Raw genomic sequence first — 25770 nt, 5'->3', positions numbered from 1 at the left:
AGAGAAATGTTTCCCTGCGAATATACGGGTTTGAAAAGATGCAGGCGTCAAACCCGGAGCCCTGTGATACAATAGATATATATACATATTCATCACGGAGGAACAAGTTGAAGCTTTTAACACTCACAGAATATTGTCTTATGATTTTCTTTACCGGGGTTTTTCTGGCCGTCACAGGCTTTACCGCACGTGACATCGGCTTGTACGTCGGAATCGCCCTCATTTATACGTTTTCGCATCTCTTTTCAAAACGGATGCTTGAAAAACGCGGCAAAGAGAAGCAGCAGGTGAATCTTTTTTTCAGCGTTCTGGCCATTGTCGGATCAGTGCTGGCCACGGTAATGTTCATCGCCATCGCCGCCTCGTTTGCCAAATAAAAAACGCCTGCTGTCCAAATCGGGCAGCGCGGCGTTTTTATTTTGTCTGACGCATATCATGAAACGGGAAGAACACAAACTTCGAGGTGCCGACGATCCGGTTTTCGGCAATTAAACCGAGTCCGTTCCGGCTGTCCATTGAGTTCAGCCGATTGTCGCCCATGACGAAGTATTTGCCTTTCGGAACCTTTACGGGGCCGAAATCTCCCGTCAGGTTGACTCCCAGTTTTTTCGCTTCTTTTTTATTGCTCGCGAGGTACGGTTCTGCGATTTTTTTGCCGTTTATATAAAGCGTGTCATTTTTCATTTCCACCGTTTCTCCAGGTTTTCCGATGAGCCGCTTTACATAATGGACTTTCGATGTGTCGCCGTTAATAATGACGATGTCTCCCCGCTCGATTTCTCCGATATAATTGACGCTTTTGTTGACAAACAGCCTTTCACCGTCATGTAATGTCGGGTACATTGATGATCCTTCCACTAAGTACGGTTCAAACAGGAAATGGCGGATTAACAGCGCAAGTGCAACCGCTATAATGATGGCCTTTCCCCATTCCCAATATGTGTTGGATTTTCTTTTTACCGATTTTTCAGAAGTAGGTTTTTGTTCTTCAGTCAACGTGGTTCCTCCTAGACGATCACTGTTTCAGTTCATGTACCATCTTTACTTTATCATAACTCATCATAAAATACATAACGCTTCTATGCGTACATGATTGAAAAAAGCGCCCGTAAAGGACGCTTTTTGTTTATTTCTCTGCAACCGGTTTTTTGACGATTCCCAAGATAACCGCCGTTACAATCGCTCCGATCACGATGCTCATTAAGTAAAGCAGCGGATGGTTCGTAATGAATGCAACGAATATTCCTCCGTGCGGTGCAGGAAGCGTTACCCGGAAAAACTCTGTCAACCCGCCCGCTACCGCAGAACCGACAACGGCTGCAGGGATGACGCGAAGCGGATCAGCCGCTGCAAACGGGATGGCGCCTTCTGTAACGAAAGCTGCTCCCATGAAGTAGCACGTAATACCGGCTTCACGGTCACGTTTAGAGAATTTGTGTTTAAAGAATGTAGTCGCCAGTGCGATTCCAAGCGGCGGAGCCATTCCGCCCGCCATGATGGCCGCATGCGGTGCATAGTTTCCGGCATCGATCATCGCAATTCCAAAAGTGAACGCCGCTTTATTAAGCGGGCCGCCCATGTCGATAGCCATCATACCGCCTAAAATAATACCCATTAAAACAAGGTTTCCAGTTCCAAGGCTTTCAAGCCAATTTGTTAAGAAATTCATGAACGCTGCGACAGGTGTGTTTATGACAAATTGCATCAGAACTCCTGTGATAAAAATACCGAGCAGCGGATAAATCAATACAGGTTTTAATCCGTCAAGAGTCTGAGGAATAAAGACAAACAGCTTTTTCAAAAGGACTACGACATAACCGGCTAAGAATCCGGCAATCAGTCCGCCCAAGAATCCGGCATTCGCCTGCGTAGCCATAAATCCGCCGACCATACCCGGCGCAAATCCCGGACGGTCCGCAATACTCATTGCGATGAATCCGGCAAGAACTGCAACAATCAGCTTTAACGCATTATCGCCGCCGATAAAGTTCAGCGCTGCGGCAAACGTGTTGTATGTCGGGTCTTTCGGATCAGCTGAATGAATTCCCCAGAAGAATGAAATCGCAACGAGAATTCCGCCGCCGACGACAAATGGCAGCATGTTGCTGACACCGCTCATTAAGTGTTTATAGAAAGTACTTCCGATACTTGTGCCTGATTTCTGTTTCGGGCCGTCTTCATTTGAAGCGGAAGATCCTCCGCCGCTGCCCTCGTAAATCGGCGCATCTTGGTTAACGGCTTTTTCAATCAGTTCCTGAGGACGTCTGATACCGGCCGTTACAGGCACTTGAAGAACATGTTTGCCTTTAAAGCGTTCCATTTCAACCTGTTTATCAGCCGCCACGATGATCGCAGGCGCATCTTCAATTTCTTGAGCCGTCAGCTTATGTTTGATACCGCTTGAACCGTTTGTCTCGACTTTAATGTCAACGCCGAGCTCTTTCGCTTTTTCCTTCAGTGCGTCAGCTGCCATGAACGTATGGGCGATACCTGTCGGACATGCCGTAACGGCAAGGATTTTGCCTTTTCCTGACGGCGCTGCCTGTTCTTCCTGCTCTTCTTCTTCCTCATCGTCATCTTTGTCATGCTGATTGATGATGTCAATGATCGCATCTTCTGATTCAGCTTCAAGAAGCTGTTTGCGGATTTCCTCACGCATGAGAAGCGTTGAAAGTCTTGATAATGCCTCAAGGTGCGTATTATTCGCTCCTTCGGTTGCCGCAATCATAAAGACCAGGTGTGCCGGCTGACCGTCTAATGATTCATAATCCACACCATCTTTTGAACGGCCGAATGCGATGGCCGGGTTAATGACGCTCGCCGTCTTCGCATGAGGAATGGCAATGCCTTCGCCGATTCCCGTCGAGCTTTGGCTTTCACGATTTAAAATGGCTGCTTTGTAAGCCTCTCTGTCATTTAATCTGCCGGCTTTGTCAAGCACTGTCACCATTTCATCGATAACGTTTTCTTTCTCTTTGCTTTCTATATTGAGATGAATTGTATCTCTTGTTAACAGCTCAGTTATCTTCACTTTTCTTTCCTCCTCTATAGACGTGTGACTTTAACTTCAGGAAGAAGCTGCTGTACAAACTCTTCAGTTCCGAGTTCTTCAGAAAATGCCGTCGCGCTTCCGGAAGCAACTCCTAAACGGAACGCATCTTCCAAAGGCAGCTGTTTTGAAATTCCCGCAAGGAATCCCGCGACGACGGAATCACCCGCGCCTACCGAATTGACAAGCTTTCCTTTAGGAACATTGGCGAGGAAAACCGCCTCTTTCGTAAATAAAAGCGCACCGTCGCCAGCCATCGAAACAATCGCATGTTCAGCGCCTTGTTCAATCAATTTTTTACCGTAAGGAACGGCAGCTTCGGCTGAATCAATGACCGTATTGAACATTTCCCCAAGCTCATGATGATTCGGCTTCATCAAAAACGGTTTCATTTCTGTCGCTTTCATCAGCGCTTCACCGGAGATGTCTACCACTACCCGGGCATTCTGCTTTCTGCATGCCTCAGCAATTTTTTCATACGTGTTATGCGGCAGGGAAGAAGGAATGCTTCCCGCTAAAACGACGATGTCTCCCTCTTCCAGAGCGGAGAACTGTTCTAAAAAGGCATTGAACACTTCGTCTGAAATCGTCGGGCCCTGTCCGTTAATTTCCGTTTCATCGCCCGTTTTCAGTTTTACATTTATACGTGTGTCTTCATCCACCTCAGAAAAAGCCGTTTCCAGACCTTCCTGCTGCAAAAATGACGTGATATAATTTCCGGTAAATCCGCCGACAAACCCCAATGCTTTTGACGGCACATGGTGTCTTTTCAGTAATCTCGAAACGTTGATGCCTTTTCCGCCGGGATACTTCGTGTCATAGCTGGAACGGTTTAAACCGCCTACGGCAAAATCTTCAACGTGAACGATATAGTCAACAGACGGATTGAGGGTTACAGTGTAAATCATGGTTTCACTACCTTTACGACAGTTTTTTCTTGGTAATTATCGAATGCAAGTTCTTCAGCTTCAGTGGTAATGATAGCGGCATCGCCCAAGGCGGCGAACGCTGCGAAAGAAATCTCGCCGAATTTAGAAGGATCGGCTAAAACATACGCATTTTTCGCCTGTCTCACAGCCTTTGTCTTCAGAAGAGCCTCATCCGGATCGGGTGTTGTAAAGCCGGCTTCAATGTGCACGCCGTTCACCCCGAGGAAGCTTTTGTCAAAACGGTACTGGCTGATCGCCGTTAATGAGGCGCCGCCGATCATCGCACCTGTTCTATGCTTCACATATCCTCCGAGAAGATAAAAGGGGATCCCTTTCCTTATTAAAGCGTCGATATGCATAACTCCGTTTGTGACAACCACAATGTCCTTAGATGGATCTATAAAATCAATCATGTGCAATGTAGTTGTTCCCGCATCAAGATAAATACAGTCACCTTCTTCTAATAAAGATGCCGCTTCTTCTGCGATCTTCAGTTTATCCTGAAGGTTTTTGGAGGATTTTTCAAGCATATCGGGTTCTTGCCTGCTGTTGGAAAGTTTAGACGCCCCGCCGTGAACGCGCTTTAAAAATCCGCGCTCTTCAAGTGTTGATAAATCTCTTCTGATCGTTGATTCAGAAGCATTTGTCATGCTTATCAGCTCTTGAATCTTCACCACATCACGCTTTTCAATCTGATCAATAATCAGCTGATACCTTTCAGGAGTGAGCATATTCCGCCTCCTTTGGAAACGTATTCATTTCGGCTGCAAGATAATTGTAAACGCTTTTTTTACTTCTAGCAACTAAAATCAATCAAATTCATTCAATAACTATCAAAATCTTTCACATTTGTTCATATTAACGTATGTACATAGGGTTTGTAAACTGTAAATTCGACAAAAAGGGGGACAATTGTATGACATTTTCTTTTTATCATAAATGAAAAAAGTCTATTATATTCATTCAATCATTAAAACACAAAAAAACCCCATGCAGACTGCATGGGGTACGGGTTATTCATACCGTAACGCTTCAATCGGATCTAAGCGTGATGCTTTGTTGGCGGGCAGCATGCCGAAAATGACACCGATCAGCATACTGAACAGTACGCCGATACAAACCACCTGCCAAGAAACGAGCGACGGCCAGCCTGCGATAAGGGAAACGAGTGATGCTCCCCCGTAGCCGAGACAGATTCCGATTAAGCCGCCGATTAATGTAAGCACAACAGATTCAATTAAGAATTGTGTCAGAATCTGTCCTCTCGTGGCACCGAGCGATTTGCGGATGCCGATTTCTCTTGTCCGTTCTGTCACTGATACGAGCATAATATTCATGACCCCGATCCCGCCGACAACGAGAGAAATACCGGCGATCGAACCGATGATCGTCGTCATAACGGTCGTGACCTGGCCGATTCCCGCCGCGATTTCTTCCATATTCATGACTTGATAGGCCTCTTTTGTACCGTGATTGTCATTTAAGAGACGGGCCGCTTCTTTTCCTGTTGATTTGATTTGATCAGCGGACTCCGTCTGAACGGAAACGTTGCTGTAGTCGTTAGTACCGAAAGACGTTTTCAGCATGTTGAACGGCACATACATTTCACTGAGTCCTAACGATAAAAAACCGCTCTCTTCTTTCAGTACGCCGATTACTTCTACGGGCTGTCCGCCGGCCCAGACGATTTTTCCGAGCGGAGACGTTTTCCCGAACAGCTTTTCAGCCATTTTTTTCGAGATGATTCCTGCTCTTTTCCCGGAAAGAAAATCATTGTCCGTAAATGTCCGTCCATCTTGAACGTCCAGCTTTTTTACGTCCATGTAGCCGCTGTTAATGCCGTTCAGCGTAATATCCGTGTCTTCTTCATGGTAACGGGCCGTCATGGATTTTACCGCGGAAGCGACAACCTGCTTTACGCCGTCCACTCCTTTTAATCCATTAATATCTTCTTCTGTAAAACTCGCTTCCTGTAAGGCGTTCGGATTGGCTGTTAATTCTTCATCACTGGGCATGTAAAACAATTCAATCGTATTGCCCGGCCCGCTGATGGATTGCTTCAGCATTTGCTCTCCGCCCTGGCCGACAGCCACAACAACGATTACTGAACCGACGCCGATAATGATTCCGAGCATTGTCAGAATCGATCTCAGCTTGTGAGCTCTTACGGAACTGAGGGCCATCCGGAGATTTTCTGACAGGCTCATTCCCCCACTCTCCTCTGCTCAGCATCGCGGGAAACGATCATGCCGTCACGGACGAAAATCACTCTGTTTGTACAGTCCGCCACTTCAGGCTCATGAGTCACAAGCACCACGGTCACGCCCTCTGCATTAAGCTCTGTGAACTGCTCCATAATGGAAATGCTTGTTTTCGTATCCAGTGCGCCGGTCGGTTCATCAGCTAAAATGAGCTTCGGTTCGTTCACAATGGCTCTTGCAATCGCGACACGCTGCTTCTGGCCGCCGGACAGCTCATTCGGCATATGACGCATCCGATCCGCCAAACCGACTTTTTCCAGCGCATGCTCAGCCCGTTCCTCACGCTCTTTTTTGCCGATACCGGCGTAGATCATGGGGAGTTCGACATTTTTTCTTGCATTCAATCGCGGCAGCAGCTGAAATTGCTGAAAGACAAATCCGATTGATTTGTTCCGGACCGCCGCAAGCTCTTTTTCGGTGCATGAAGAAACATCTTCGCCCGCAAGCCTGTAACTGCCGGACGTCGGTCTGTCCAGACAGCCGATGATATTCATGATCGTAGATTTTCCCGATCCCGACGGTCCCATAATTGACACATATTCTCCTTCTTCAATCGTCAAGTCGATTGAACGGAGAACATCAAACGTCTCCTTGCCGATCTGATAGCTTTTTTTCACCTTTGAAAGCTGAATCATCTATGCTTTCACATCCGTTCCGTCAGTCAAACCGTCAGCCGGATTCAGAATGACTTTATCATCCTTTGAAAGCCCCTCTTTTATCTCCGTAAGCTGATTTGCGGTATCGCCGACTTTAACTTTCACGCGTTTGGCCTTCCCGTCTTTTACCGTAAAGACCCAGTGCTCATCTCCGTCTTTTTTGACCGCGGAGGACGGCAGCGTATCGGCTTTCCGTTTGTCGGTTTCAATGTTCATAATTAATTTAAACCCCGGCTTGCCCTCCGGAAGGTTTCCGATCAGCTTAACCTGAAACGGATACTGCACAGCCTGTTCCGTGCTTTCCCCTGAAGCAGCGCTTGACTTTTGATCAGGAACGAGGCCGACAGCCGCCACTCTCCCTTTCCACGTTTTACCGGGGATGGCGTCTGAGGTAATCGTAACGCTTTGTCCCTTTTTTACTTTCAGCGTGTCGTATTCGGACAAATTGCCGGCAACGATCAGGTGTTCCGGGTCTCCTATATGTATAACCGGTTCTTGAATATCCGATTTTTTAGAAGCCGCTTCTTGATTTACCGAGATTACCGTCCCGTCCATCTCACTCTTAACATTGAGATTCGCCACCTGATTTTCAAGAGACTGCTTTTGCAAATCAGATTGCTTTAATTCGATTTCCGCCGTTTTTTGCTGAAGCTGCAGATCAGTCCGTTCGGATTCAATTTGTTTTTTGGCTTCCGCTTCTCCCACTTGTTTTGCCAGATCTTGTTCCTTGCTGTTTAATGCTCTGAGTTTTTCTTCAACTTGTTCGATTTGCATCCGTTTTGATTGTTCTGTCAACTCGTTTTGTTCTTTATCAAGATTGAGCTGCTCATTTGTATACGTGACTAACGACGACCCTTTTTTTACTTTGTCGCCTTCTTTTACTTTCACTTTATCAAGAGTTCCTTTATCCGCTTCATAAAAAACATACTGTTCTTTAGAGAATTTAAGTGTTCCCGGAACCATAACCGTAGAGGAGATTTCTCTATTTTCCATGGTTCCGGTTTCGATTTTTTTCCCGGCGCTGCCGCCCGCGGGAGCGGCAGACTTATAAATATTGATACCGATGAATACTGCAACAATTACGGCGATGCCGATTCCGATCCAAATTTTTTTCATGTTATACACCTGCTGTCACTGAACTTAACAGTCCTCCGACTGCTGAAACTAAAAGCATAATAACAAACAGGACAATCGCGGAAGTCCAGGCCGCTTTTTTCGAAATGCCGCCTGTATAGCGAAGTCCCAAAGCGAGCAGAATATAGCTCCAGATGCTGAAAATGTCGAACGCGCTTAAAAAGACCGCGACGCCGTCTCCGGCCGGTATGACACTCGCCAAAGATGTTACGGCATACAATGAGCCCGCACCGGTAAAATAAGTAACAAGACCGTTAATAACTAAGCCGATATTGGTAATAAATGCCGTAAACAGGCTGAGTGAGAGCATTTTTTTGTAAGTTGTCACGCCGCCTGAAATTTTGACGCACAGCCAGTAAATGAGCGGAACGATAAACAGAGCGATAATGCCCCCGAAGATTCCTCCGAACATCGTGCCGAATTTAGCGAAGGTTTTGGTCATTTCAATCTGATCATCCGTCAAACCGTCAAGAGATGGGCTGTTCAGCACTTCTTCATAATTCATCCCCAGTCCGCGCAAAATACTGCCGGCCGCGATGAGAATGATGACAATCAGGAGAGGAATGCCGATGACCGGCTTTTCTTTTAATCTTTTAAACTGCACAACAGGACTTGTAATGACGCCGAAAATTGACGGCTTTTCCGTTACTGCCGTATTGCCTTTTTCCAGGTTTGGTTCCATATTGCTGATGCCTCCTATGTATTATTCTGTTTATACGTACGCTTTAGGCTGAGAGAAGTTTCAATTTTTTTGCCGTTTGCGTATTTATGCTAAATTGTAACACAAATTCTCAGCTTTACGTTCCATAATTATGTAAAAAAAAGCATTGTCAGATCCGTGCGACGGGAGGCTCAAAGCCTTGTGAAGGCACTGTCTTCAGCCTATTCATGCAGTCAAAACCAGCCCAATCGCAAATCCCTTTAAATCCCATTTAGATGTTCTCTGGAATTCAGCTTCTATATACAAAAAGCCGGAGGGCAATGATGCACATCCGGCTCTTTTTTCACCCTCCGCTTACAGGAGGGATAAAGGCAATGGTATCACCTTCTGTTACGATGCTGTTGTCTTTTACATATGTTTCATTGATTGCGATCATGGCATTGTCAATCGTCTGAAGGCCGTACCGTTCCTTTAGCAGCGTTTTTACAGCAGACGCCGCCGTCTCTTTTTCGTCAAGTTCAATGACCGGTGTTCCCGCCTGCTCCGCAAGCCCGGCAAACAATAATACTTTAATCATCGCGATTCCCCTTTATGCAAATCCGGTTTTCCGTTCGGATAGGGCGTTGTTTCCAGTTGATCGCCTATCCATTCTTCTCCGTCTTCCCAGATTTCTTTTTTCCATATCGGCACAATCTGTTTTATCCGTTCAATTGCATATTCATTCGCCTCATATGCCGCCTTTCTGTGCGGAGAAGACACGGCGATTACGACCGCTGCTTCTCCGATATCAAGGACGCCGACACGGTGAGTGATTGCAGCTTCGGCTCCTTCCCATTTCGCGCTGATTTCATCGCCGATTTGAGAAAGCATTTGAACAGCCATCGGTTCATACGCTTCATATTCGAGACGCACCGTCCGCCGTCCTGCAGTCCACTCTCTGACCGTGCCGATAAACGTTGTGATGGCGCCGGCTTCACGCTTTTCAACTTTTTTTACGATATTTTCGGCAATGATAGGTTCCCTTGTAATTTGAAAACGTTCCATTTATGCAGATTCCCCTTTCAGCTGCGAAAGCACAAACATCATGGCAGCCGGATCGTCCGCATGGAATACGGGCATGCCGGCATCTGCCGGCATATGCTCCGTATTTCTGCTGACAACCGCGATCACGCGCTCCAAATGCTTCAGCTTTTGCCAATCTTCGCTGTCTTTGATCATAATGATTTTCGGATGCGGCGCATGTTTAAATCCCTCTATGAGAAGACCGTCAATTCCCAGACATTCATACAGACTGATCAAACCCGCCAGATCCCATTTTTTTCGCGCCGTAAGCTGCAGGACGCCGTCCCCTTCTACTGCCGTAACCGCGGCTCCGGCTTTTGAAAAACGCTCCGAGTCTTTTCCGTCAGAAAAAGGTTCCGGTTCTCCGCCATGTCCGTGATGTTTTAAACATCCAATATCGCACTCTTTCGGCGCCGCTTTCAGCACACGTTCAATAAACGTTGTTTTACCGCTGTTTTGAAAACCTACGATCTGGACGATCGGGAAAGAATTGACCACGGCCATTCACTTCCATTCTCATCACGGATGAGGAGCGCGTGAACCGTCCGGCCCGCTTCATATCCCCTCGTTCCTCCCGGCAGAAGGATAAACGCGTTTGCTTCGGCTAGAGATGTGACTGAGCTTGATTTGTCGAGGCCGACCGGTGACGCCATCATCTTTCCGTCCTTATGATAAACAAACGCCCTCACAAATCTCGTAAACGGATTCGGTTTCGGGAAGTCGTTTGTTAACACGGCTTCCGCCCATCCGGAATGAGGTTTTTCATTCAGAAGCCACGTCTGAATCATCGGTTTGACAAACAGGGTGAATCCGACATAACATGCGGACGGATTGCCTGAAAGGCCGAACAGCAGCATGTCATCGGCCCGGGCGACAGTTGTCACGCTCCCCGGGCGCATTGCCACTTTGTTAAAAAGAACTTCCGCTCCGAGCTTATTATAAATGTCTGGAAGAAAATCAAAATCGCCGACTGACACGCCGCCGGTCGTGATCAGAAAATCAACTTTTTTCATAGCTTCCTTCACCGCATCATAGCTGTCATCAAAATCATCGGAAATTTTCCCTAAGTTCAGCGGCACCGCGCCCGCTTCAATGACCTGGGCATACACCATCGCAGCGTTGCTGTTGCGGATTTTCCCCGGCTCAAGCGGATCGCTGACATGAAGAAGCTCGGTCCCCGTTGCGATAATGCCGACAACCGGCTTTCTGACCACGGGAACGGAAGCATAGCCGAAGGTTGCTAAAAGAGCGGTTACGCCCGGCGTGATTTTCGTCCCTTTTTTTAATAGCGAGCTGCCCTTTTTCGCATCTTCTCCTTGATATGAAATATTATCGCCCGCATGGAAAGGGCGTTTCACTGACATGTAATTCGTCCCGTTTTCAGAAAACGTTCTTGTCAGCTCAAGCATCACTACGGCATCCGCGCCTTTTGGAATCTGCGCCCCCGTCATAATGCGGACCGCTTCATAAGGCCCGAGTTCTTTTTCCGACACGGCGCCTGCTCCGATATGGTCAATGACTTCAAAGGTGACGGCATTGTCACGGGAAGCCGTTTTTGAATCGCTCGCCCTGATGGCAAACCCGTCATACGGGGAACGGTTAAAGGCCGGCACATCATGATCCGCCTTAACATCCTCCGCCAAATAGCGGTGGAGACTGTCCTCAAGCGCCACCCATTCGGTATCCCCCTGTTTTTTATACCGGCTCACCCGGCGGACTGCTTCGTCCACCTGAATCGGCGTTCTTTTTTCAAGCATAGCAATATCTCCCCTTCCTACAGGCCGATCACCCTGGCCAGAACTGAATTTGCTTCTTTTATATCGTTTGTACCGTGAATCAAAGCCCGTCCGTCCTGAAAAATAACGATCCTGAAGCGCTCATACGCCATGTGCAGCAGAAATTCATTTGCTTCCACTTTACCGATCTGCTTCAGACGTTTGACAAGTTCTTCTTTATCCAGCCTCTTTAAGGCTTCCGATCTGATTTGAACGGTGTCTCTTCCGCACAGCACGCTTGCTTTCGGCCTGTTTTCAGGCTGCAGATACGGATATACGGGCTCCGCGCCGCAGGAAGGGCAATGATCCCGTTTGATCTGATCCACATTTATGCTCATATTGGTGTTATTCCACACGTCAAACGTGAAAAAGCGCCGATTTACCGCTGCATGATTTCCTGTCAGCAATTTCAGCGCCTCAGCCTGCTGATAAGCGGAAACGATATGAACCGCCGGAGGTATGATACCTGCTGTATCACATGTCGCTCCGCCCACGGGCATTTGCTCAAACAGGCAGGATAAACACGGCGTAACCCCCGGAATAATCGTCATGCACATTCCCTGACTGCTGACACAGGCACCGTAAATCCAAGGTGTTTTCGTTTTCAGCGCCAGATCATTGATGACCATTCTCGTTTCAAAATTATCTGTCGCATCCACGATGCAATCCGCTTGTTCGATCAGCGGTTCGAGCGTTTCCGCCGTACCTTCCGCCGCGTAAGCATCGATATGTATATCACTGTTTACCGCCAAAAGACGCGCCTTGGCCGCCATTGCTTTCGGCAAGCGCTGTCTCGCGTCTTCTTCTGTATACAGCTGCTGTCTTTGTAAATTGCTCCATTCCACATAATCCCGGTCAATAATCGCCATACGGCCCGCTCCGGCTCTTGCCAGGCCCTCTGCCGCGGCTGTTCCGAGGGCTCCGGCTCCGACAATCAGGACACTGCTGTCAGCCAGCGCCTGCTGCCCTTTTTCCCCTATCGGCTTAAATCTTGTCTGCCGCGAATAGCGCTCTTCCATCTGTGTTGTCCCCTTGCATTTTTATTTCCATCATACCATGTTTCTTCCCGATCAGTCTTGATTTGAAGACTCGACATGCGCCAAAAGTCTGGTGTAATCGTCCTGTGTGTTGATATTAGCGAACTCCTCCGGCCCGGCGCCGATGTCTTCAGCCTGCACATAACAGACAGACAGCCGCTTCAGCGTGTCTGTCATTTTCAGTTTGTTTTGTGTCAGCTGATCAAAAAGCACATCCTGCACCCGTTTATGGTAAACCGCCAAGAGGGGCTGCTCTCTGTTTTTACAAACCGGTATGACAGCGTCCAGATTTCCCGTCAGCTTCATTTCAAGCGCAGCCATCGTTTTTCTTGTCACGAGCGGCGTGTCACAGGATATGACCGTAAATGTTTCGCCTTCCGTTTGTTTCATTGCCGTATATATGCCGGCCAGCGGGCCCATTCCCCGAAACCGCGGCTCATCGGCCAAAACATGCCGCTCTCTGTTTGATAAGAACTTTTTTATATGCTCAGGGCGGCTGATAATTACCGTTTCTCCGCCGCCGAAGGCTTTTTTCGCCTGTTCATAAAACATGCCGCCCTTCCACTTTGCAAAAGCTTTCGGTTCTCCGAATCTTCGGGAAGCTCCCCCCGCTAATATTACATTCACCCGTTTCATGTCATCTCTCTCCCATTCTATATAAAAGCATAGCAAACGCCTCAGCCGAAATACAATATTACGGTGCTTGTCTGTTTAATTAAGAGGAATAGCCGTTGTTCCTTTGCCATATTGTAGTGTTAACATCATGAGGGAGATGGTTCTTATGAAAATATCCGGTCCGTTTTTCCACGACACTTCTCAAGAGAACCTTTACTTGAAATCCGAACTTTCCAGATGCAGAAAATTAATTTCAGAATTTGAAGCAAGCTACTTCCATCAAAAAAATAATAAGCTTCAGGAGGAAAACGCCAATATTAAAGAGCGGCTTCACAAGCTTTCTGACGAATTGGAAGCCATGGCTCAAAAACACAAACAGACAAGTGACACGGAACGTTCTTTGCATGAAATCAGAGCCGGGCTGCTCGATAAAATCGTCATTCTGCAAGAACTGCTTCAGCAGGAAACGTTTCGGCGGAAAAATGAGATGGAAGAAAAGCACCGTCTGCATCTTACAAATGTAAAATTTGAAGAAGAAAATAAAAACTTACATACCCGCATCCGCTCACTTGAGACCGCCATTCAAACTGAACGGACTTCTCACGAAGATATGAAACAGCGTTATCATGCCGCTGCAGACGAAAATACCCGGCTTCAAACACAAATGATAGAAAAAGAATACCAGCTCAAACATATTAAAATAGAAATTAATCATATGAGAGATCGAATACTAGAAACAAAAGAACGGCTTGTAGAAATAGAAAAAACGAAAGAAAAGTTATTTCAAGAAACCATTCTTTCGTATAAACGGCAGCTGGACGAAAGTGATGCTTGGATTGCCGGCCATTTTGCTGATATTGACAGCCGCACGGCGGAACCGGCGGAACAAGCTCTGGAAATCCCTTCTGTTTCCAAAGAGACTGTTCAGGCAGAAGACTTGCTTAAAGCCGTTACCGAACAAGTCATCTCCCTGCAAAAACAATTTGTACAATCAGAGTCCCGCGATCAGTCGTTTGATGAAAAATTGGATGCGTTGAAAGAACGCGCTGACGGCGAAAAGCCTTTCCAAAAATATGTCGTCAAGCTTGAAAAAAAGCCTGGAAAAGAGGCGTCACTTCCGCAGAATAAGCGGGAAAGCGCAAAAAAACTGCTTGAGTAACGCAAGCAGTTTTTACTGTTTTATTCAGCAGCCGTATCATTTGCCGTTTCTGCTGTTTCCTGAGAAATTTCTCCCTCAAGAATATATTGGCCGCGGTATGGTTTTTTCACTTCCGGATACATTTTAATTAAGCTTTGCATAAATGTTGTCATATTAGGAATTTCAAGGCCGCTTTCCTTTTCAATTTCCTTTTGCAGTTCGGAACTTTTAATCGCTGCATTGTGGCGTTTCAATGTTTTAATCGCTGCTTCGCGCAGTTTTGCCGCTTTTGATCCCGGTCTCGCCGTCCCTCTTCTTCTTCTTGTAGAACCGTCTGGAATGCCGGCGGGAAGAGACGTAATAGACTGCATCTGCGGCTGGGAGGATTGAGGCTGTGCCTGCGGCTTTTGATAGCTTCTCATTTCCTGTGCTGCAAGCTCTGCAAGCACCGGGAGAGAGTCACTTTTTTTCTCCGGACGAAACTCTTTTTTTGTATCGGACAGGCTGCCTGTATTGTCTAATTCTCTCAGTTTTGCATATATTTTATCACGTTCTATTTGATATTCACGAATGACTTTTACCTCTGCTTCGTTCAATTGTTCTAAACGTAAGCGCAGCGCTTCTCTTTCATTAAACATGTGTAAAACCCCCTGTCAAAAATTTAAACGCTTTTATTAAGATATTAGATTACAAAAGTAATTTTATCAACTATTATTTTAGCATTTTACTATTTTATTTACTCTATGAAAAATTGCTTATTTTCTGAAAATGGTACTTTATATACAAAAATCCCTTATCATATAGGGGATTCTGGACAAAGTTCCAATTTATTCAACCATTTCAAAATATAACTTGAAATTACTTGTTTAATGAAAATTAGCGTGATATCTACAATTTTCGACTATAATATGTAAAAGATAATGATATCGATAAAACAAGCGGTACAGCGTGTTTACGGCTGTTTCTCTTATTTTTAAAGCCGCACATGTCATATTGGAATTTTTTATCCAATAGGCACAAAAAAACCCTGTTACCTAAACGGCAAAGGGTTTGCAGAACCGAGACAATAGTCCGACGGAGATTGTCCCGATTACTCAGAAGCCCGCTCCGTTTCTGAAAGTACTCGGCTGACGCGTTTTTCAAGCATTTTCATCCCGCTTCATCCCGCTTGAAAATGGCGGAGCTGTCCGGTTTTATCGAAAAGGTAATAAGCCGGCACATATTCATTTTCAAATGCTTCAGTCAGCGTATGATCGCTGTCGACGTAAATCGGCTGAGAGATATCGTGTTCAGCCGCTGTTTCCTTGATTTTCTCAAGGTCAAGATCGTCTTCGGAACGGGGCATGTGAACGGCCATCACATTCAGCTGATCTTTATATTTATCACGAAATTCGTTCATCTCAGGCATCGCTTCTTTACACATGCGGCAGCTGGCGGACCAGAAGTGAATCAGTGCCGGCTTTCCGCCGACCAGCTGTTCCTTCGTGACTTCTCTGTTAATCCATGCTTTAGCGCCTGTCAATTCAGGCATTTGCTGATGTAATTTCATCTTATTTCCCTCCTTATGAAAAAGGTTTTTTGCCGGGGCTTTCAGTTCCGCCAGGCAACGTTCTCCTGTTTTCCTCCAAAGGATATGATTTGGCTGAATCACCATGTTAAAATGAGTGTGGCGATTCCTTAGTTCATATCTTCACAAAAATGATGATATTGAAACCGGGCAATATGAACAAATCATAAATGAAATAACTGGTTTCTATTAAAAGGTTTATCTTATTTTAAAAACGGGTATATCACTTTTAGCTTTTTCTGCAATAGACTTGAAAGGAAGACATCACTATGATTGATTTAAAACACTTTGACTGGGCCGGGCTTCTCACATCTGCCGGGATTTTCATCATAAAGCTGGCTCTCATTATTTTAGCGTACTTTATTTTCCGGGCGGCAGGAAAAAAGCTGATCAAGCATCTGTTTCAGAAATTCGAGCAACAAAACAACCTCTCCACAGGCCGCGCTTATACTTTGCGAAGCCTCGCGCTTAATGTATATGGATACATCCTGATTTTCGTTTTTATCGTAATGATTTTGGATTTATTTCACTACAATCCGAGCGCTCTCATTGCCGGCGCCGGCGTGGTCGGTCTCGCAGTCGGCTTCGGGGCTCAGGGGCTTGTCAGTGACATCGTCACCGGATTTTTTATCCTTTTGGAAAAACAGATCGACGTCGGCGATTATATTACGGTTGCCGGCTACAGCGGCATTGTCGAGCAGGTCGGTCTCCGTACGACGCAAATCCGGAGCTTTGACGGCACGCTTCACTATCTTCCCAACCGGGGCATTACGAATGTGAGCAACCATTCCCGCGGAACGATGCAGGCGCTTGTCGATATTAAAGTGCCGCTTGAAAAAAATCTTGATGAAACCATTCAAATCCTGCAAACCGCGTGTGACAAAGCAGCCGCTGAGCTCCCGCAGATTAAGGAAGGGCCGGACGTCATCGGGGTTCAGGATTTAAGCACGTCAGAAATGGTGATCAGAATCATTGCCAAAACAGAAAATATGGAGCAATGGCGGGTTGAACGCGTACTGCGGAGAGAAATGAAAATCGCGCTCGACCGTTTTAAAAACGCCGCTTCCGCCGAATAGAAAAACCGAAGCCTAAGCTTCGGTTTTTTCTTTTTAATGAAATTTTTTTTCCACTTCGCTGCAGATTTCGTCGGCGGTCATTCCGGAAGCCGTAATGACGGGAGCCTGAGTTGACGTATCGGCAATTCCTTGGACATTGCTGTCAAGTCCGGTTACAACACAGCAGTCACAATTCTTCGCATCCTCAGGAGTCTTCATCATCACTACGTCATATCCTTTTTGTTTTAACGCCTGTTCTACATCCGATAAAGATTGTTCAATTCCAATTTTTTTCGTCATATTGAACACCTCCGTTATGTAGAATGCTCAATTTTTGTTAGATTATTCTTCTTTTCGGATTTAATTGGCATACTTCGAAAAATATCCGACCATGACATTGACCGCGGTTTCCATCGCATCTTCATCCGGGTTCAGCTTGGCGTGATGAAGCCCGTGGGATGAATCGGCCCCCAGCCAGAACATAAAGCCGGGATATTTTTTCAGCATATAGCCGAAATCTTCTCCGGTCATCGCTTCTTTCGCCGTTCTCACGTCAGCAAGCTGATGATCGCTGACAAATTGCATAAATTCTTCGGTCAGGCCGCTTGTATTATAAACTTGATGATAAACGGACGGATACGTGACTTTTCCTTTGCATCGGAAGCCGATTTCAATTCCTTTGACAAGCTCTTCAATCCGCTTTTTCACCATACGCATTGATTCCTCGGAAAGCGTCCGGATAGTTCCCTCCAGATGAGCATGCTCTGCGATGATATTTTGCGCCGTGCCCCCGGTAATCGTTCCGACAGTTATCACAGCGCTGTCAAGCGGATCCGTATTTCTGGATATGACCGTTTGCAGCTGCGTGACAAGCGTGCTCGCGGCGACGACCATGTCGTCTGCTGTATGCGGATATGCCGCATGCCCGCCTTTCCCCTCAAGATCGATGACGAGTTCGCTCGTATTGGCAAACAGCAATCCGCTTTTGGTGGAAATTGTGCCTACAGGAAGCTCAGGTGCTATATGGAGAGCGGTAATCAAATCCGGCGTCCATTTTTTCAGCACATCGCTTTCAAGCATCGGTTCCGCTCCGCCCGGTCCTTCTTCAGCCGGCTGGAATAAAAAGAGCAGATCATGTTTGACGGGATGATGGACAAAATGATCAATAATGCCGAGCGCGATGGTCATGTGCATATCGTGGCCGCATGCGTGCATAAAACCGGGGTGTTCAGATGCAAACGGAAGCCCCGTCTGCTCTTCAATCGACAGAGCGTCTATATCCGCTCTGTAGGCGAGCATTTTTTCCGGAGCCGTGCCGTTGACTTTGACAAAGATGCCGGTTCTCCAAGTTTCGATTTCAATTCTTTCCTCCGGATATTGGTTCAATAGATTCAGCAGGTACTGTTGGGTTTTATATTCCTGAAAGCCGATCTCCGGAATGCGGTGCAGATCTCTTCGGATGGCAATGAGCCGCTCTTTTTCCATATGTATTCCTCCTTGAGATAAGAATAAGGCGTGGATTTTATCATCCACGCCCATTCTATCAAACCATTCCTTACAGCTGGCGTAATTCCTGTTTGATTTCTGTTTTGCCTTTTGTTTTTTCATCGATATCTTTGATTTTTTTCGCAGGTGTTCCCGCTACAACGGTATATGGCTCGACGTCATTTACAACGATGGCTCCGGCAGCGACAACCGCGCCTTTACCGATTGTTACGCCTTCAAGCACAACCGCATTTGCGCCGATCACAACGTCGTCTTCCACGACAACAGGCTTAGCGCTAGGCGGCTCAATAACGCCCGCTAATACAGAACCCGCTCCGATGTGGCAGTTTTTGCCGACAGTCGCGCGTCCACCGAGAACAACGTTCATATCAATCATCGTACCTTCGCCGATGACTGAACCGATATTAATAGACGCACCCATCATGATAACGGCATTGTCGCCGATTTCGACTTGGTCGCGGATAATAGCGCCGGGCTCGATTCTCGCTTTAACATCTTTTAAATCAAGCATCGGGATCGCAGAGTTGCGGCGGTCATTTTCAATGACGTAATCCTCAATTTTGTCTTTGTTTTCTTCGATTGCGCTTTTAATTTCAGCCCACTCGCCAAAAACGACGCCGGATTGGCCGTTCAGGAATGTTTTAGCGGAATCTCCAAAGCTGATTCCTTCAAGATCGCCTTTTACATACACTTTTACAGGCGTTGATTTTGTACTATTTTGAATAAATGAAATAATTTCATTTGCATCCATCATTTTCATATGTATTGTCCTCCTCTGATTTTCTACCTCATTACTGTAACAAAGGAAGGATACAAAGACAAGAAAAAAAGGAACAAGCCTTTATTCTGCCGGCTGGCTGCACAGCGCGGCAAACTGTCTTCCGAATTCCCGGAGCTCTTCTTCCTCACTGCCCTCAGGGTTGTTTTCAATTTTGACCGACGGCAGCACCACCCGTCCGCCGCGGGCTGTAATTACTTTTTCCAATTCGTCAACCGCCCCGCAAAAAAACTCATAGGACGTATCTCCGGAACCGAACAAAGCAAATGTTTTTCCCGTAAACTCCAGGTTTTCCATATCTTCAGCAATATCGAGCATTTCATCAGGAAGATCCCCGTCTCCCCACGTATATGTGCCTAATAAAATATACTTGTAATCATTAAAAAGTTCGGCATGAATATCCATCGCTTCATATCTGTCTACGGATGCTTGTGCTTCGATCAGCCCTTTTTCAATTAAATCCGCCATCGCCTCGGTGTTTCCTGACATTGTGGCGTAAACAAGCAATACATTCCCCATCTTCGTCTCTCCTTTATGCATAAAAACTAATGTGCGAGCCGAACCGCCTCATACGGTCTGACAAACTTACTTTCGTAAAGGCCCGCGCAAAAAAAGTTTTCTTCCCGGTTGGCCACCCGCCATCCGTGACCGCGGATCGTATCAAACCACTTTAATTCACCGGCGGCGAGATCAGCTTGATAAATACGCGAAAATCCGTTTTCGTCCTGTGACGATGTGACATAAATAATCCCGTTATCCTCAGAAACGTCGAGAAATGATTTTTCCCGTACGGCGGGTCCGGCTGTAATGGCAAACTCCTCTTGCGTCCGCACGTTTCGGACGGCAACCTCCCCCCGTTCTCCCTTTGCCGCGCCCTTTGCTGCAATGAGCCAGTCATTCTGATACATCATCATTGAAGCCGTCATGCGCTGCCTTTCGCGGATTATACGCCGGATGCGTTCTTCCGTCAGATCATACGCCCAAATGCCGCCATGATTCATATGAATTCGGGTGCCGATATAAATCGTCTGACCGTGTAAACAAAGCGAACGGATGACAGGCGGCTCCTTTAATTGTGAAAAGGGCTTAGCCACATGCCAAGTGACGCCGAAATCATCAGATAAGTAGAGGCAGTATGTGCCGTGCGCACAGACAAACCCGTCATTCCGCCCGGCAACGGCCCATACGGAGGCGCTGGTCGGAAACCGGGAGGCCGTCCAAGTCTTTCCCTGATCGGCCGATCTGAGGACGGCGCCTTTTTCTCCAGCGGCGAATATGTAAGGCCCTATGTAAGTCAGCACATGAATTCTGCTTTTCACTCGGAACAGTCTTTTCCAGCCTTCATCCGCGGAAAAATGAAAAATACCTTCGCCTTTCACTGCGACAAAAAATCCCGAAGATACTGATGCCATGACAGCCGTCGCGCCTTTATGAAACATGGCATCGGTCTCCGTGGTGAGCGGCCCATGCAAGAAAACCGCGGACAAATTCTTTGCAGCATTCTTGATCTTCAGCCGTCTCGGGCGCCAGCTCAATTTTCAGCGTTTCCGGATATAAATTGGCTCCGGCCTGTTCAAACGCATCGCAAAACAGCGTGACCGCTTCGCAAAACTTCGGGTAGGCGTGATCGCCTGAACCGAAACAGGCCGTTTTCAGTCCGTTGAGCTGGCTATGCAGAATATCTTCGTAAAAATCTTCCGCTTCGTAAGGAAGATCACCGTCCCCCCATGTGTACGTGCCGACAAAAACATAATCATATGCTTCGAGAGAATCCGCATCTGCCTCGTCCATGTCGAGACAGTCAACTGCTATCTGATGCCCGCTCAGTGTTTCTTTTATAATGCCGGCAATATCCTCTGTATTCCCCGACATGCTTGCGTATATCATTAATGCTTTCTGCATATGATCACCTCGTAATTGATAATGATTTTCATTAACATATATAACACTTTAAATGATAATGATTTTCATTGTCAATAAAAAATAAAAAAAGACAGCATGATTGCTGTCTTTCTAAAATGGGCGTTCCTGCTTCAGCATATCTTTAATGACAGAAACAAAAGCCTGCACCTGTTTTAATTCAAATGCCGGCTCATATCCGAGCAGCCATGTGTCACGGCCGATCGGATGATCTTTTGTATCAAGCAGGGGCATTTTATTTACTTTGTCTTCCTCTTCTAAGGTGACTGACGGCAGAATAGCATATCCGATCCCGTGCAGCGCCATCTGCTTGCACGTTTCAATCTGATCGACGAGGATGGTCTGTTTCGGCGAGGTTTTGAATTTTTGATGCCACCAATGCTGAATTTCCTGAAAATATGTACTGTCACTTTTGAATTGGATGAACGGCCGATCGGTATGGGCAATATCATCAATACAGGAAATTTCCGTATCAACCAAATATAAATGATCGGTCATTAAATAATCTTTCCGGCCTTTCCATTCCGGATTTCCCCGGATAATGCCGATATGTACCTGATCTTCATACAGACTTTTCAGCATTTCGCTGCTCCACCCTGTAATGAGAGAGACCTTTGCATTCGGATATCGTTCCACATATGTTTTTAACACTTTCGGAAGCCAGTGCTGCCCGATAATGGAGGCGACGGCAAGCTTTAATGTGCCGTGAATCTCACCCTCAAGTTCATCAATGTTTTCTCTGATTCTTTCTTGCCGATCCGTGACGTCATTTGCAAATTGTATGATTTTTTCTCCTGCCGGCGTTACCGTAAGTCCTTTTTGAGACCTAAGAAAGATCTTTGTTCCCCAGGCTTTTTCAATGGTCTGCAATCGCTGGGACAGAGCCGGCTGTGACACGAATAACCGTTCGGCAGCCTTCCTCATGTTTAATTCCTCAGCTAAAACTACGAGCATATGAAGCTCTTGAAGCTGCATGTCGTCCTCCTTTTCAATGCCTTTTCGTATTTCTTATCTACCATTCTAATAAAATAAAGGCTGCCGAGGCAAGCGCCACTCATATGTATGCGTTTTCTTTTTCTGGCATGCAAAAGAACAAATAGGCTGATCGTGCGAGCCTACTTATTCAATGATCTGATATGGCTGCTCAACTGCTTTAATACGACTCTTCTCGTGAAAATGCCTTCAAAGACGCCTTCATCATTTTCAACGCAGACAAAGCCGTTGTTAATGACCATGCTGAACCCTTTGATAATCGGATCATTGATGTGGAGACGGGGAATGTCTTTCAGCATGACTTCCTCAACCGTAATTTGATCCAGCTTCTCAAACTCGATCCGTTCAAGTCCGAAAATGCTGTTCATAATCATATTTGTCCCGATCAAACCGTGCAGACGGTACGAAGCGTCAAGGACGGGAATGGCGGTATAGCCGGTTTTCGTCAGCACTAATAGAGCATGCTCAAGGTTGTTTCCGACTTGAACGTGCGCCACTTTATCCGCCTCGATCATAAATTGTCCGACTGTTGCATCAAGAAGCTGATCTGATTGTAAGCTAATCATGTCACTTCGACCCCTTTACATTTTTCATCAAAGCATGTATTCCCTATATTGCAATAATATAAACATTATCATTTTTTGTCGAAAAGTTTCCGTCAATAAAAAAGATACTCTTTGCAATCGAGTATCAATTTATAGGCCGCTGATTAATTTTCATTCCGAAAACGGTCATAGAGCGTTACGAGTTTTTTATAAGTGGTTCCATCGACGCTTTTTGACCCTGCTTCTATATCGTTGATTTCGCTGGTCAAAAGCTCAATGGCATATTCTTGATTGATCAGGATATTCAGCAGAAGTTTCTGTTCTTCTTCCGTAAATCGTTCACCGATAAGACTCATACGTAATCAGGCCCCCTATTTTTAACTGAATACCTCCGAAAGCAATGTGAAATTTGCTTTCAGCTCTACCGCTAGAATAAGTAAACAGAAAAAAATCGTCAACCGCATAATTCGACATTTTGCGGATTCTGTATGAAATATTATTTTGTGTAACGATTGGCATAACTGAATGCTGTGCAGGAATCGGGCTTGATTTTCGCTTCAATGCCCATCGAGGTAATGCGGCCGGTCATTTCTTGTATCAATTCTTTTGTCAGCCCTTTTTGACCGATATCCAGATGCACTTCAAATGAAAGATCCGCCCCTTCATCCGCAAAAGGCAAGAGCAAATCTGTCAGTTCCATAAGACGGCCGTCGAGGATATGCGCAGCCATCTCCTGGCTGAACGCGGTTTCCAGCGAAATTTTTTCACGAAGGCTATGTATCGGTCTTGCAAGATCATGATTTTTCAAACAGCCCCAAGCTCCCTTGCCTGTACGGTGCAAGTGTATAGCCGTAATAAACTTTGTGAAGTCGCGGTAAACTTGTGAATCAGTCCCTACAGACAGCACGTATGCTGAACGGGGGTCTTTATTGACAAAGCGTTTCAGCCGCTCCGTCACGTCTTGAAAGGTCATCTGTGCCTCAGAAAGATTATAAAACAGAAAAGAATCAGCCATGTACGGACACTCCTCTTTCCAGAGTCTACAACCAAACGAACAAGCACGTTCCTTTGCATAATTTAATAAAGCTCCGCTTGCGGAAGACCGGAAGCTTGGTCAGCCTGAAAAATCAAATCAAATTACTGAAGGAGCTCAAAAATTTCAATAGAAATCATGTCAATGTTATCAAACGGATATGTGTTAGGTTTTTCACCTTTTTGGAAAACCGTCAGTTCAAACGTTTGATTTTTTTCGAAATATTTAACACTGCAAATTTTTTCGCCGTTAACTTCAAAATAACGCTGCATCGGCTCGTTAGCCGCTTCCGCTGTTTCTTGCAGACTTTGCAGCCGCGTGATGATACCCATTAATTGTGACATTCTAAAAAAAGACTCCTTTCAAAAAACAACTTCAAATCAACAAGTATTTATTATAATACAAGTTCTACAGAGCATCATACCATAAAGTAGACCGGGATGGCATTTTCCCGCTGGATTTTCAAAAAGAAATAAACGGGAAAACCGTGTTTTCGAATAGTTTGAAGCTTTTTTCGGAATGTCATACACCTTTCAAAAATAATTTTTCGCTTTTTGAGCCGCCATTGTCAGATGTATGTGAGGAGAAGCCCTTTTATGAGGAGACAGCATAAAAAAAAACTTGGCGGGGGTAGCGCCAAGTTTTTTCGGATCTTGATCTGATAGAGGGGTTGGGGAACAGAGAGTAACTTCTCTCCATAACTAAATGATAATGATTATCAGTATCATTGTCAATCGTTTTTTAAAACTTTTTTCAAATGAACAAAAAAAAGCGGCATACAGCAGCCGCTTTAAAGTAACCCGTCCTGTTCATATAAATAAGAGTAAGGCAGATCGATAAATAAATACATATTGTCATCCATCGGGTATGAAAAGGTTCTGATCATCTCACCTGTCTCAATATCACTGTACAGGTCACTGAAAAAACCTTTTCTTGAATTCCGCATCTTCATGATGTTTTCTAAAAAGTACGGACGCCAGCTCCAGTTTTTCTCCATGTATTCAGGCTGATAAAGCCATTCGCCGGACTGCTTGAACACATTTCCCGTCAGCTGATAGCCTTCTTCATCACACATATAAATTCTGAAACAGCAGTCCGTCAGGTTTTCCGCCAGTTTTTTAATAAACTCATCGTCCGCCTGATGGGTTTTCTTCAGTTCGGAAACTGCCTGATTGACCCGCTTATAAAAATTCTCAGAGTGTTCATATACCGTTTCCAGCTTCTTTTTTTCTCTCGTGATAAATTGCTGAAACTCCGTTTTCAAGCGTGCTTTTAACAGGCTCCGGTCTATAAAATCCCCGCTTGGCGCCTGCAGATAATAGCCTTGAAAAAATCGGCCTCCGTTTCTCCATGCGTACTGGAGCTGGAAATCAGCTTCTATATCTTCATACAGCAGCGCGGCGCCGATTTTTCTCGCCAGCAATGAAATGCTGTACAGCACATGCTCATATGATGGTGACGGCTGAGATACCTTCAGCGCCTGCAAATCTATTTTCAGAAGGTCCGGTGAAAGGAGCGCGATTCTGTCCAGGTTGCTGCTCTCCTTACCTATATTGTCCACCGCGATTTTAATGCCGTATGTACGATAGTAGGCAAGCATATGGTACAGCTGTTCAATGTCGCCTTCGAAATTGTGCTCGGTGATCTCAAGCACAATACGGTTCAATTCAATGCCCTGCTCTTCGTATTCTTTCAAAAGCTCAAGAAAGCTTTCGCCGTGGTCAAGCATCAATACATTCGCATCCTGATTGATAAAAATCAACAGATCACGGTCAGCTTCTTTAAACCGCTCCAGCGCCTGCCTGATGACTCTGTCATCGACCTCAAGCTTATATTCTTCCGGAATGCCGGAATCTAAGAAAAACGGCCCGAGGCTCTCAATCTCCGCATCTGCCAAAATCCGCCCAAGCACTTCGTAGCCTACGACTCTTTGTTCCTCAGCGTTAAAAATCGCTTGGTAATACGGAATGACATCATCAATATTCGTCAGTATATCAAGTGGGTCCAACATGTTATCACCTGCTTCTCTATCTTTGTCTGATTATACACAATTATA

The 25770-nt window shown here is 45.8% G+C and carries 30 protein-coding genes and 1 pseudogene; 3 read left to right on the top strand and 28 right to left on the bottom strand.

Features of this window, described 5'->3' with window-relative positions; all coding sequences use genetic code 11:
* Positions 1-107 precede the first annotated feature (107 nt).
* Positions 108-377 carry a hypothetical protein gene (locus NYE42_RS07285; RefSeq protein WP_015239771.1) on the top strand — a complete coding sequence of 90 codons (270 nt, stop codon included), beginning with the start codon at positions 108-110 and terminating at the stop codon, positions 375-377.
* A 37-nt stretch (positions 378-414) separates the two neighbouring features.
* On the opposite strand, the gene sipT is transcribed toward NYE42_RS07285, so the two are convergent.
* From sipT to NYE42_RS07215, 14 genes are all read right to left on the bottom strand, one after another.
* Positions 415-996, bottom strand: a complete 582-nt coding sequence (gene sipT, locus NYE42_RS07280; RefSeq protein ID WP_003154568.1) for a signal peptidase I sipT — start codon at positions 994-996, stop codon at positions 415-417.
* Between the two features lie 130 nt (positions 997-1126).
* Positions 1127-3031: a PTS fructose transporter subunit IIABC gene (locus NYE42_RS07275; protein WP_025284667.1), complete on the bottom strand. Its 1905-nt coding sequence runs from the start codon at positions 3029-3031 to the stop codon at positions 1127-1129.
* 14 nt (positions 3032-3045) lie between these two features.
* Positions 3046-3957: a 1-phosphofructokinase gene (gene pfkB / locus NYE42_RS07270; protein ID WP_003154572.1), complete on the bottom strand. Its 912-nt coding sequence runs from the start codon at positions 3955-3957 to the stop codon at positions 3046-3048.
* Positions 3954-4709, bottom strand: coding sequence for a DeoR/GlpR family DNA-binding transcription regulator (locus tag NYE42_RS07265; protein WP_352426857.1), 756 nt, complete (start codon positions 4707-4709; stop codon positions 3954-3956). The genes pfkB and NYE42_RS07265 overlap by 4 nt, the downstream gene beginning before the upstream one ends.
* 282 nt (positions 4710-4991) lie before the next feature.
* A complete protein-coding gene (locus NYE42_RS07260; protein WP_007409638.1) occupies positions 4992-6185 on the bottom strand; it encodes an ABC transporter permease in 1194 nt (397 codons plus the stop codon).
* A complete protein-coding gene (locus NYE42_RS07255; protein ID WP_007409637.1) occupies positions 6182-6874 on the bottom strand; it encodes an ABC transporter ATP-binding protein in 693 nt (230 codons plus the stop codon). Before NYE42_RS07255 ends, NYE42_RS07260 begins: the two co-directional genes overlap by 4 nt.
* The gene (locus NYE42_RS07250; protein ID WP_012117453.1) at positions 6875-8011 is read right to left on the bottom strand and encodes an efflux RND transporter periplasmic adaptor subunit; all 1137 of its coding nucleotides are present in this window, start codon (positions 8009-8011) and stop codon (positions 6875-6877) included.
* 1 nt (position 8012) lies between these two features.
* Positions 8013-8711: a Yip1 family protein gene (locus NYE42_RS07245; protein ID WP_043021215.1), complete on the bottom strand. Its 699-nt coding sequence runs from the start codon at positions 8709-8711 to the stop codon at positions 8013-8015.
* A 322-nt stretch (positions 8712-9033) separates the two neighbouring features.
* Positions 9034-9267 (bottom strand): molybdopterin converting factor subunit 1, encoded by a 234-nt coding sequence (gene moaD, locus NYE42_RS07240; protein ID WP_007409633.1) that lies wholly within the window; start codon positions 9265-9267, stop codon positions 9034-9036.
* Positions 9264-9734, bottom strand: a complete 471-nt coding sequence (locus NYE42_RS07235; protein ID WP_007409632.1) for a molybdenum cofactor biosynthesis protein MoaE — start codon at positions 9732-9734, stop codon at positions 9264-9266. The genes moaD and NYE42_RS07235 overlap by 4 nt, the downstream gene beginning before the upstream one ends.
* On the bottom strand, positions 9735-10256 hold the full coding sequence (gene mobB / locus NYE42_RS07230) for a molybdopterin-guanine dinucleotide biosynthesis protein B (protein ID WP_007409631.1): 522 nt from the start codon (positions 10254-10256) through the stop codon (positions 9735-9737).
* Positions 10217-11509, bottom strand: coding sequence for a gephyrin-like molybdotransferase Glp (glp, locus tag NYE42_RS07225; protein ID WP_025284662.1), 1293 nt, complete (start codon positions 11507-11509; stop codon positions 10217-10219). The genes mobB and glp overlap by 40 nt, the downstream gene beginning before the upstream one ends.
* Before the next feature lie 17 nt (positions 11510-11526).
* Positions 11527-12546, bottom strand: a complete 1020-nt coding sequence (locus NYE42_RS07220; protein ID WP_007611113.1) for a molybdopterin-synthase adenylyltransferase MoeB — start codon at positions 12544-12546, stop codon at positions 11527-11529.
* Between the two features lie 51 nt (positions 12547-12597).
* On the bottom strand, positions 12598-13200 hold the full coding sequence (locus NYE42_RS07215) for an NTP transferase domain-containing protein (RefSeq protein ID WP_340230372.1): 603 nt from the start codon (positions 13198-13200) through the stop codon (positions 12598-12600).
* A 145-nt stretch (positions 13201-13345) separates the two neighbouring features.
* Here NYE42_RS07215 and NYE42_RS07210 point away from each other — a divergent pair, with 145 nt between their 5' ends.
* The gene (locus NYE42_RS07210; protein ID WP_012117448.1) at positions 13346-14338 is read left to right on the top strand and encodes a hypothetical protein; all 993 of its coding nucleotides are present in this window, start codon (positions 13346-13348) and stop codon (positions 14336-14338) included.
* Positions 14339-14358: 20 nt separating this feature from the next.
* On the opposite strand, the gene rok is transcribed toward NYE42_RS07210, so the two are convergent.
* Positions 14359-14955, bottom strand: coding sequence for a transcriptional regulator Rok (gene rok, locus NYE42_RS07205; protein WP_012117447.1), 597 nt, complete (start codon positions 14953-14955; stop codon positions 14359-14361).
* Positions 14956-15479: 524 nt separating this feature from the next.
* Positions 15480-15866, bottom strand: a pseudogene (locus NYE42_RS07200) (TlpA disulfide reductase family protein); the annotation flags it as partial.
* A 287-nt stretch (positions 15867-16153) separates the two neighbouring features.
* On the opposite strand from NYE42_RS07200, the gene NYE42_RS07195 reads away from it, so the two are divergent.
* Complete coding sequence (locus NYE42_RS07195) at positions 16154-16960, top strand: mechanosensitive ion channel family protein (protein ID WP_169509821.1); 807 nt, start codon at positions 16154-16156, stop codon at positions 16958-16960.
* 33 nt (positions 16961-16993) lie between these two features.
* Here NYE42_RS07195 and NYE42_RS07190 read toward each other — a convergent pair whose 3' ends face one another.
* From NYE42_RS07190 to NYE42_RS07135, 12 genes are all read right to left on the bottom strand, one after another.
* Positions 16994-17239 (bottom strand): YkuS family protein, encoded by a 246-nt coding sequence (locus NYE42_RS07190; RefSeq protein ID WP_003154596.1) that lies wholly within the window; start codon positions 17237-17239, stop codon positions 16994-16996.
* Positions 17240-17299: 60 nt separating this feature from the next.
* Positions 17300-18424 carry an N-acetyldiaminopimelate deacetylase gene (locus tag NYE42_RS07185; protein WP_012117444.1) on the bottom strand — a complete coding sequence of 375 codons (1125 nt, stop codon included), beginning with the start codon at positions 18422-18424 and terminating at the stop codon, positions 17300-17302.
* 70 nt (positions 18425-18494) lie between these two features.
* Positions 18495-19205, bottom strand: a complete 711-nt coding sequence (dapD, locus tag NYE42_RS07180) for a 2,3,4,5-tetrahydropyridine-2,6-dicarboxylate N-acetyltransferase (protein ID WP_007409623.1) — start codon at positions 19203-19205, stop codon at positions 18495-18497.
* A gap of 81 nt (positions 19206-19286) precedes the next feature.
* The gene (locus tag NYE42_RS07175) at positions 19287-19742 is read right to left on the bottom strand and encodes a flavodoxin (protein WP_251257131.1); all 456 of its coding nucleotides are present in this window, start codon (positions 19740-19742) and stop codon (positions 19287-19289) included.
* A gap of 26 nt (positions 19743-19768) precedes the next feature.
* Positions 19769-20662: an exo-alpha-sialidase gene (locus NYE42_RS07170; protein WP_199022502.1), complete on the bottom strand. Its 894-nt coding sequence runs from the start codon at positions 20660-20662 to the stop codon at positions 19769-19771.
* Positions 20652-21125: a flavodoxin gene (locus NYE42_RS07165; RefSeq protein WP_012117440.1), complete on the bottom strand. Its 474-nt coding sequence runs from the start codon at positions 21123-21125 to the stop codon at positions 20652-20654. Before NYE42_RS07165 ends, NYE42_RS07170 begins: the two co-directional genes overlap by 11 nt.
* A gap of 111 nt (positions 21126-21236) precedes the next feature.
* Positions 21237-22118, bottom strand: coding sequence for a transcriptional regulator CcpC (gene ccpC / locus NYE42_RS07160; RefSeq protein WP_007611101.1), 882 nt, complete (start codon positions 22116-22118; stop codon positions 21237-21239).
* 140 nt (positions 22119-22258) lie between these two features.
* Positions 22259-22702, bottom strand: a complete 444-nt coding sequence (gene cbpB, locus NYE42_RS07155; RefSeq protein ID WP_003154608.1) for a cyclic-di-AMP-binding protein CbpB — start codon at positions 22700-22702, stop codon at positions 22259-22261.
* Between the two features lie 143 nt (positions 22703-22845).
* A complete protein-coding gene (abbA, locus tag NYE42_RS07150; RefSeq protein WP_007409618.1) occupies positions 22846-23037 on the bottom strand; it encodes an antirepressor AbbA in 192 nt (63 codons plus the stop codon).
* A 140-nt stretch (positions 23038-23177) separates the two neighbouring features.
* Positions 23178-23696 carry a ribonuclease H-like YkuK family protein gene (locus NYE42_RS07145; protein WP_020955744.1) on the bottom strand — a complete coding sequence of 173 codons (519 nt, stop codon included), beginning with the start codon at positions 23694-23696 and terminating at the stop codon, positions 23178-23180.
* Positions 23697-23818: 122 nt separating this feature from the next.
* The gene (locus NYE42_RS07140; protein WP_003154613.1) at positions 23819-24058 is read right to left on the bottom strand and encodes a DUF1797 family protein; all 240 of its coding nucleotides are present in this window, start codon (positions 24056-24058) and stop codon (positions 23819-23821) included.
* Between the two features lie 446 nt (positions 24059-24504).
* Complete coding sequence (locus NYE42_RS07135; RefSeq protein ID WP_007409615.1) at positions 24505-25725, bottom strand: EAL-associated domain-containing protein; 1221 nt, start codon at positions 25723-25725, stop codon at positions 24505-24507.
* Positions 25726-25770 lie beyond the last annotated feature (45 nt).

Origin of the sequence: Bacillus sp. FSL K6-2865 (assembly GCF_040311405.1) — a bacterium.
Classification (GTDB): domain Bacteria; phylum Bacillota; class Bacilli; order Bacillales; family Bacillaceae; genus Bacillus; species Bacillus velezensis.
This window is presented reverse-complemented; position numbering and strand designations above follow the sequence as displayed.